This is a genomic window from Acetatifactor sp. (assembly GCF_982438285.1).
This window is the reverse complement of sequence record NZ_CEWDFQ010000124.1, coordinates 1-8,198: the sequence shown is the minus strand read 5'-3', so window position 1 is coordinate 8,198 and position 8,198 is coordinate 1. Positions and strand designations below refer to the sequence as shown.

The window sequence follows — 8,198 nt, the reverse complement described above, 5'->3', positions numbered from 1 at the left end:
CCTTAAGGCTTGGCAGCTCCCCAGGCGCAAGATAAAGCTGATCTCCGAATTTCAAATACTTCCCGGAAAAAGACCATTTCAAAAATTCTCTCTGAAAGGCCGTCCACTCTCCAAGCTCCTTCTCCGGCAAGCCCTTTTCCAGACCGTTTCTCCCCTCCGGGCGCAGTCCTTCCTCCAGTTCTCCCGCCTTTTTCAGAAGGGCGGCAAAATGCCCCTCTCCTTTCACATGATGGGGCCACAGGCGCAAAGCGCCCTCCAGTCCCGGAGCCGGGTTTTCAATCCACTGGGGCCTCCCCTGGCAGGCCGTCTCCTTTTGGCCCCCCTGACAAAACCGTTCCTGAACCACCGGCACAATGGAAAATTCCGGATGCCTCTTTAAAAATCGGCTGACGCTTCCCTCGTTTTCCAGGGGCGCAAAGGTGCAGGTGGAATAGACCATCCTGCCCCCAGGCCGAAGCATTTCGGCGGCCTGTTCCAGAATCTCATCCTGACGGCGGGCACAGCGCTCCACGTTCTCCGGGCTCCACTCCCCACAGGCCTCCTCATTTTTTCGGAACATCCCTTCCCCCGAACAGGGAGCGTCCACCAAAATGGCGTCAAAATATCCGGGGAAAAGCCTTGCGAGCGCCTCTGGGGCTTCATTGGTGACACAGGCATTCTTCACACCCATTCTTTCTATATTTTCCGACAAAATTCTGGCTCTGCCAGGATGAACCTCATTGCACACCAAAAGGCCCTTTCCCTTAAGACAGGCAGCCAGCTGTGTGCTTTTCCCCCCGGGAGCAGCGCACAGGTCAAGCACCCTCTCCCCCGGCTGCAGTGCAAGAAGTGGTGCAGGCGCCATGGCGCTGGGCTCCTGAATGTAATAGGCCCCGGCCTCGTGGAGGGGATGCTTCCCCGGCTGATCCTCTTTCTCATAATAATAGCCTCCCTCTGCCCAGGGGACAGGCGTCAGGTGAAAGGGAAGACTCTCCCGATCCACCTTTGCTGGGTTCACACGCAGGGCCTGACAGCTTTCCTGTGTAAGGCTTTTTACAAACGCCTCATATTCCTCTCCAAGCAAACCCTTCATTCTATCCAAAAAAGGCTGGGGCAGCATAGCTTCATCCTCCTTATCGCTTTGTCTGGCTAAAAGCTGACAGCATCTTTACAGGGATTATACCACATTCATTTTCTGTCTGCACCAGAATATAGTTGCGAAGCGCTCCATCCTTCCTTATACTATAATTATAAAAGTACCATGGTACTTTTACGGCGGATTGGAGGAAATATGAAAAAAAGAATTTTAGGCAGCTGTCTTTTCCTTTTGCTTTTCTGTCTCTTTGGCTGTGGCCAAAAGGGCGGGGATAGCTCCCCTTCGGACAACAGCCCCATAAAGCCCTCCGGCATTCTGGTTCCCACTGCAGAATTTGTACAGGTGAAAGCACCCTTTGACCCCATCAATGCTTATTGCTGGGTGGAGGATACTTTAATATACCGGGAATACCTTACTCCAGAAGGGTCGGAAAATATGCAGTCTTTTCTGCAGCAGGCCCCAATAGACGCGGGCACACAGCCTGCGGTTTTGAAGCAGACAGACGCAGAAGAGGAATATCTCTATCTGTTTTTCACCGACAGGGATGACAATTTGTACCTGTTTGGCATGCGTCTGTCCGATGAAAGCCTTTATCTGCAGAAGCAAAGCGCTGCCGGAGAAATTCTTTACTGTAATTATTTTCCCGCCTCAGCCCTGCAGGTTCCCTCTCCGGCCTATCTGACCAAGGGCTTTGCGGATTCCAGCGGAAATGTCCTTTTGCTGGACCAAAGCAATGGCATAGGTTATTTTTTCAACACTGCCGGGGAGTATATAGGCGCCTCCCCCACAGAGCTTTCCCAGGGGGCGCTTGTCACAGGGCAGGACGGAGCATCCTATCTGTGGCAGCAGGATTACCAAAGCGTAGATGATATCATGCTTTTGCAGAGGGCAGACATGGAAAGAGGCTATTTCGGTGCGGCAGAAACCAGAAAAATGACGGATTTTCTGGATATTCCCCACGGCAATTATGCCCTTTTCAGCGGCTACGAGCAGGGAATTCTGCTCTCCACCAGCCGCAGTCTTTGGCGTTACGACCCCGAAAGCAGCCAGGGGGAGCTGCTCCTTGACTGGCAGGACGCCAATATCAATATAGACGGCTCCTGTGTGGAGGATATCCGTTTTGCAGACTGGCAAAGTTCTGATCTTGCAGATCTTGAAGTGCTTTTGTATGATTGGCGCTCCTCTGTGGCGGAAAGTGCCAGAATTGTTTATGTGGATCAGGCTTACCTTCCGCAGAAGCAGACTGTGCTTCTCGGCGTTTCGCCCTATGCGGACATGGATCGCTTAGTGCTTGGCTTTAACAGAAACAGCAGGGAATACAGCGTGGAGCTTATCACCTATGACACCGGCATGCTGGAGGAAGCCATGATGTACGGCAGCGGGCAGATTCCGGACCTTTTAGATATTCAATGGATTACCCCCGAGCTTCTGGCGGGAAAGGGGCTTTTGGAGGATTTGGAGCCTTATTTTGAAAACAGCAGTGTGGTGTCAAGGGAGGATCTGCTGCCTGCCGTCTGGGAGGCTGGATTTGTGGGGGATCGTTTCTGCGGCGCTGTGGTCAGCTTCAATTTTTATACGCTGGACTGCCGGGCAGAAAATCTCTCTGCACAGGGCTGGACAACGGAGGATTTTTTTGCCCTGGAAGAGGACTATCCGGAAAGCCGTCCATTGGAATACTATCAATATTCCAATGTATTCCGGATTCTCACCACAGCCTGCCTGGACGACTTTATTGATTGGGAGGAGAAAACCTGCAGCTTTGACAGTGAGGAATTTATCCGCCTGCTGGAGCAGATGGGAACCCTGCACCTGCAGGATTCTGATCAAATCAACTATCCCAAAGTCACTTACCAGGACGATGAAATAAACGCCTTTACCTCCGGGGAATTTTTGATACGGTTTGCCTCCTATTACTCCCCCTACGACTACCACACCACCGCCGCGAAATATCAAGGTCAGGCAAAAAGTGTAGGCTATCCCACCACTGACGGCAGCCCCTTTCATGTGCTGGATCCCAGACAGCAGCTCGCCATCTACAGCAACTCCCAGTGCAAGGACGGCGCCTGGGCTTTTATAGAATACCTTTTATCAGAAGCGGAGCAGAGCTGGTACGGGGAAAGCGGCCGCGGCTTCCCAGTGAGAAAAGACTGCTTTGAGGCGTATCTGGACAAGCCCCATGGCCAGAGGGCCCAATATATGTGGGATGCTGTCACCAAACAGGAAAAGGACGCTCTTCGGTTTATGGCAGAGCATATGTATGTAAGCCAGAGCATAAACAATAGAGTGATCAGCGAGGTTTTGTTTGAAGAAATAGACGCCTTTCTTTCCGGAGACAAAACAGCCCCGGAGGCTGCAGAAATTATCCAGAACCGGATACAGCTCTATTTCAATGAAATGTAAACGGGGCTGAAAAGCACAGCGAAAAGAAGGCCGCGCAGATTTTCTATTCTGCGCGGCACAAATATTACACCTTAAAGCGGTAGCCCACCCCCCAGATAGTTTCAATATACTGGGGCTTTGCGGTGTCCTTCTCAATTTTTTCCCGGATTTTTTTGATATGGACGGTGACAGTGGCAATGTCTCCGATAGAATCCATATCCCAGATTTTCCGAAACAGCTCTTCCTTGGTAAATACATGATTGGGATTTTCCGCAAGGAAGGTCAAAAGGTCGAATTCCTTAGTGGTAAAGGTTTTTTCCACCCCGTCCACGTAAACCCGTCTCGCTGTCTTGTCGATGCGGATTCCCCTGATCTCCACAATATCATTCTGGGGCTTTTGATTGGCACCCACCAGGCGCTCATACCGTGCCAGATGCGCCTTCACACGAGCCACCAGCTCGCTTGGGCTGAAGGGCTTTGTCATATAATCGTCTGCCCCCAGTCCCAGTCCCCTGATCTTATCAATATCATCCTTTTTGGCGGACACCATGAGAATAGGGATATTTTTTTCCTCTCTGATTTTCTTGCACACCTCAAAGCCATCTATTCCGGGAAGCATCAGATCCAGCACCACCAGATCATAGTCACCGCTTAATGCGGTCTTAAGGCCCTCGTCCCCTGTGTTGCAGATGTCCACCTGAAAGTCGCTAAGCTCCAGATAATCCTTTTCCAGATCCGCGATTGCCACTTCGTCCTCGATAATTAAAATTTTGCTCATACTTTACCTCATTTCTGCGCTGCTTTGCGCCTTATGCCACTGTTTCCTGGGGCTGCAGCTCAATGTACTTTCGCAGCACAAAGTGCATACAGGTCCCCTCCCCCTCCTTACTGGTGGCCCAGATATATCCGCCGTGATCCTCAATGATTTTCTTTACAATGGAAAGCCCAATGCCGCTTCCCCCCTGAGCGGAATTGCGGGAAGCATCCGTCCGGTAAAAGCGTTCAAAAATTTTCTGCAGATCCTTCTGGGCAATCCCCTTGCCATTGTCCTCAATTTCCACCCGGATGGAATCCACCTCATCCAGAATGCGGATATCTATTTCACCGTGGCGTTTATCCATATATTTTACACTGTTGCTTATAATATTATTGATTACCTTTTTCATCTGCTCCGGATCTGCGATAACCACAGTATCAGGATCCGCCATGTTGGAATAATTCAGCTCTATATTTTTGGATTCCAGATCCAGTCCGATCTCCTCCACACAGTCCCCGAAATAATCCGCCACATTGATCCGGCGAAAATTATAGGGAATGCGGTTGTTGTCAATTCCGGAGTAGAGTGTCAGCTCGTTGATCAGCTTATCCATATCGTTTGCTTTATTATAAATGGTTTTAATATACTTGTCCATTTTCTCCGGAGTATCCGCAACACCGTCCATAATGCCCTCCACATAGCCCTTGATAGCCGTGATGGGTGTTTTCAGATCATGGGAAATATTGCTGACCAGCTCTTTATTCTGCACCTCGTGCTGATGGTTTTCCTCCGTGGATTCCTTAAGGCGCAGCCGCATATCCTCATAATTGCGGTAAAGATCCCCGATCTCTCCCTTGGCGTCCGTCTGAAGGGCATAGTCAAAATTGCCCTCCTTGATTTTGCGCATGGCCACATTCAGCTGGTCAATTGGATTGAATACCCCTTTTTGGATCCATTGAGTGAGCATCATGCTGGTAAACACCAAAATCAGCAGTATGGCAATAAACATATCGATCAAAAGCTGCTTTGAAATCAGGGCGTTCATTTTTGTTACCACAAAAACGCTGCCCTGCGTTCCATCGGAAAAGGTAAAATCAATCTGCTTTACGTATTTTTCCAGTTCATTAAAATAAACCCCGGAATCCTCGCTCAGCTCTCCCTCACCGTAGTCCGGCAGCTTCTGAAAAATGAGCCTGGCGGCGGCTTCATTGCCTGCATAGTAAATCTCATCGCCCTTTCTCACCAGAAGATAGGTGGATTTCCGGGACACCTCAGAATTTATCATCTCCAGGTACTCCTTGTCCTCCAGCCTGGAAGGATCCTCTTCGGCCTGCTCCAAAAGCACATAATAAGCTTCATCCGTGGTATTGACAAAGGCATCCATACCCTCTGACATCATGGAATAGTCAAAGGCATCCAGAGAAAAACCCTGACGGATGTTCATGAGATAAATTCCTATGATGATAAAGGCGATAGCTGTCAGCACCAGCGGAAGCATTATAATTGTGATAAAGGTTACCCGCAGACGAGTTTTAAATTTCATGTGATCTTCCTTTCCAGGCACCTTACGGCAAAACAAATTTCTCCAAAGCAAATTTATTATATCACATTCTTTTCTTCAATGTGTAAAAACCGGGGAATTTTATCATAAAAAAAATCTAAAAATAAAAGACCTTAATCTGTTTTTCCCCACCTATTCTTTTCCCCCTGTCCGTTTCCATTTCCTCTGTGTTGATAACCTGTTTTGTTTCCCGAATCATCCTCTTCCCTCTCCTGTCCATCTGACAGTTCATCTATCAAATCTCTGATTTCCCGCATTGTCATGTCTTGTATTTCATCAATAGTAATGTCGGGTTCAAGTGCCTGTACCTCCAGGAATGCTCTGTATTTTCCATACGAAAGTCCGGCTTCGTGGGCCTCCTCCACTTCCTCGGAATGGGCGTAATAGCAATAGGCATTATTTCTTCCAGCCGTGCAGGACTGTATGTCAGAAAAAATTTCTTCCGATTGCGCGTCGTCTGTTCCGATGACAGCAATGGTCATTATCTCATCATTGGATAATAAAGAAGCGATATTTTCACTTTCCATTATTTGGTTTACTGCCTCAGAATAATTCATAAATTTTAGATCGAGGTCACTTATCAGTTCCTGCCCGTCGTCGTTGCAGCCTTCAATGGAAATGACACGATTAAAGCGATTCACTCCTAATTCCATGGATGGATTTATATCTATGCTGATTTGCACTGTGGGGACAAAATAAAGCCAATATCCTCCAATCAGCAGAAACGCCATGCACACAAATGCGGCTGAAAGACGCTTGTAATTTACAATTTTCCCCCGTGTATAGCCTTTGGTTCTCTGAAAAATAAAATCCTTGGTTTTACTTTTTAATTCCTTTTCTGCCTTTATCTGTCCGAAGGCTTCTTTCAGTTTTTCATTCATATTCATCACCTCCCAGCTTTTCCCGAAGCATATGCCTGGAACGAGTAAGGAGCGTGTAAATGGTATTTACCTTTTTCCCTAAAATCCGGCTGATTTCCGGTGCGGTATAGTTTTCATAATAGTGCAGATAGATAACCTCTCTGTATTTTTCTGGGAGGGACAATACGGCCTCCAATACTTCTCTGTGATCCTCCTGTATTTGCGCAGGCTGCTCTAAAATTTTGTCCAATGACGTGACTCGACTGTGGAAAAAGCTTTTGAGCAGGTCCTTACAGGCATTGATTGTAACACGGATAAGCCATGCCTTCTCATGTTCCTCGTTTTCAAAGGAAACGGAGCTAAGGACATACTTCAAAAACACAGTTTGAAATATGTCCTCGGTATCGGCATAGCTTTTCAAATGTATCATGCAGAGCCGTCTGACCATGTCAGAATACTGTTCGATTGCCCTGTTTACCTCTTGTTCACTCCGCATCCCATTGTCTCCTGCTATCTGTTTCTCCCTCCGCGAAACCCTCTTCCCTGTCTGGCGCCGTAGTTGTCGCAAATCCCGTCACCATCCAAGTCGATATAGCGGCAGGCACTTCCCGCATAGTCACAGATGCCGTCGCTGTCCGCATCAACAAATCCCCGCCCGTATCCTGCTCCCGGGCCGGCCGCAAGCACGCTTGTTGTTCCCATGGATAACAGCATCACTGCCGCTAATGCACCAGCTGCTGCCATTTTAATTTTTCGTTTCATAGGTCATTCCTCCTTTTTGACTGCTTATATATTTCTGACTTCACCTATCATACGATTGGCAGACTGTAATCCATTCATTTTTTTCCAATTTTTTTTATTTTAGCATATTTTTTTCCGGATGTATAAGCGCTAGAAATATTATCATTAAAAAAATTCTCGAAAAATGAAGATTTGAAACAGGATTTTGTGGACAGACAAGAACGGGAAGGGTTATGATTGAAGTGGGGAAAATATACTTTATCAGAAAGGGGAATTTTATGATGAAGGATAAAAACTTTTGGTATTCTTCGTGGGAAGGAGGAGACCTTTTTTCTGCTAATATTATAATATGTTCAAACAATCATATTTTATGCCGTCAGCTTTCCAAACACATCAAGGATTATGAAAGCTCTTATAAAAAAAGGATTTCCATTCATATAAGGCATTCGTGTCAGGAAGTATTATTACCTATTCTAGAGAAATCATCTTGCAATTTACTGTTTTTAGATGTTTCTTCAGAGTATGTTAACAGTATAGAATATGGCCAATTTATTCGCCAAAATATGGAAAATCATTCTTTGGAAATTATATATATCTCAGAAAAACCATTTAATTTTTTAGAATTATTTGATAGCAAACCGTTTGCTATTTTAACTGTCCCCATTGCAAAAGAATTGCTGTTTTTAGAGCTAAATAAATTTTTCAGACTACTTATCCAGAAAAGGGCGCTTTTTATTTATAAGAAAAAGGGGTGCACCATACAGGAAAATCTAGAGAATATCCTCTACTTCGAAAGTAATTTAAAAAAAATATACATATATACAT

Annotated in this window: 8 protein-coding genes; 2 read left to right on the top strand and 6 right to left on the bottom strand. The window is 46.6% G+C overall.

Annotation, left to right across the window (positions count from 1 at the left end):
• On the bottom strand, nucleotides 1-1,099 hold a 1,099-nt coding region (locus AC1WIP_RS07800), incomplete at its 3' end, for an RNA methyltransferase (RefSeq protein WP_481141322.1).
• A gap of 171 nt (nucleotides 1,100-1,270) precedes the next feature.
• On the opposite strand from AC1WIP_RS07800, the gene AC1WIP_RS07795 reads away from it, so the two are divergent.
• A complete protein-coding gene (locus AC1WIP_RS07795; protein ID WP_481141321.1) occupies nucleotides 1,271-3,475 on the top strand; it encodes an extracellular solute-binding protein in 2,205 nt (734 codons plus the stop codon).
• Nucleotides 3,476-3,539: 64 nt separating this feature from the next.
• On the opposite strand, the gene AC1WIP_RS07790 is transcribed toward AC1WIP_RS07795, so the two are convergent.
• From AC1WIP_RS07790 to AC1WIP_RS07770, 5 genes are all read right to left on the bottom strand, one after another.
• Complete coding sequence (locus AC1WIP_RS07790) at nucleotides 3,540-4,232, bottom strand: response regulator transcription factor (protein ID WP_481141320.1); 693 nt, start codon at nucleotides 4,230-4,232, stop codon at nucleotides 3,540-3,542.
• A 31-nt stretch (nucleotides 4,233-4,263) separates the two neighbouring features.
• Nucleotides 4,264-5,754 carry a sensor histidine kinase gene (locus tag AC1WIP_RS07785; RefSeq protein ID WP_481141319.1) on the bottom strand — a complete coding sequence of 497 codons (1,491 nt, stop codon included), beginning with the start codon at nucleotides 5,752-5,754 and terminating at the stop codon, nucleotides 4,264-4,266.
• Between the two features lie 131 nt (nucleotides 5,755-5,885).
• On the bottom strand, nucleotides 5,886-6,653 hold the full coding sequence (locus AC1WIP_RS07780) for an anti-sigma-I factor RsgI family protein (RefSeq protein ID WP_481141318.1): 768 nt from the start codon (nucleotides 6,651-6,653) through the stop codon (nucleotides 5,886-5,888).
• Nucleotides 6,646-7,128, bottom strand: a complete 483-nt coding sequence (locus AC1WIP_RS07775; RefSeq protein WP_481141317.1) for an RNA polymerase sigma factor — start codon at nucleotides 7,126-7,128, stop codon at nucleotides 6,646-6,648. The genes AC1WIP_RS07780 and AC1WIP_RS07775 overlap by 8 nt, the downstream gene beginning before the upstream one ends.
• A 14-nt stretch (nucleotides 7,129-7,142) precedes the next feature.
• The gene (locus tag AC1WIP_RS07770) at nucleotides 7,143-7,394 is read right to left on the bottom strand and encodes a hypothetical protein (RefSeq protein ID WP_481141316.1); all 252 of its coding nucleotides are present in this window, start codon (nucleotides 7,392-7,394) and stop codon (nucleotides 7,143-7,145) included.
• Nucleotides 7,395-7,606: 212 nt separating this feature from the next.
• Between AC1WIP_RS07770 and AC1WIP_RS07765 the strand changes: the two genes are divergently transcribed.
• A partial coding sequence (locus AC1WIP_RS07765; protein ID WP_481141315.1) for a hypothetical protein occupies nucleotides 7,607-8,198 on the top strand: 592 nt, incomplete at its 3' end.

What these genes read in the sequence shown, in the direction of transcription:
- AC1WIP_RS07775 (WP_481141317.1), bottom strand. Translation starts at nt 7,128, where the DNA reads ATGCGGAGTGAACAAGAGGTAAACAGGGCAATCGAACAGTATTCTGAC.
- AC1WIP_RS07795 (WP_481141321.1), top strand. Translation starts at nt 1,271, where the DNA reads ATGAAAAAAAGAATTTTAGGCAGCTGTCTTTTCCTTTTGCTTTTCTGT.
- AC1WIP_RS07785 (WP_481141319.1), bottom strand. Translation starts at nt 5,754, where the DNA reads ATGAAATTTAAAACTCGTCTGCGGGTAACCTTTATCACAATTATAATG.
- AC1WIP_RS07780 (WP_481141318.1), bottom strand. Translation starts at nt 6,653, where the DNA reads ATGAATGAAAAACTGAAAGAAGCCTTCGGACAGATAAAGGCAGAAAAG.
- AC1WIP_RS07790 (WP_481141320.1), bottom strand. Translation starts at nt 4,232, where the DNA reads ATGAGCAAAATTTTAATTATCGAGGACGAAGTGGCAATCGCGGATCTG.
- AC1WIP_RS07770 (WP_481141316.1), bottom strand. Translation starts at nt 7,394, where the DNA reads ATGAAACGAAAAATTAAAATGGCAGCAGCTGGTGCATTAGCGGCAGTG.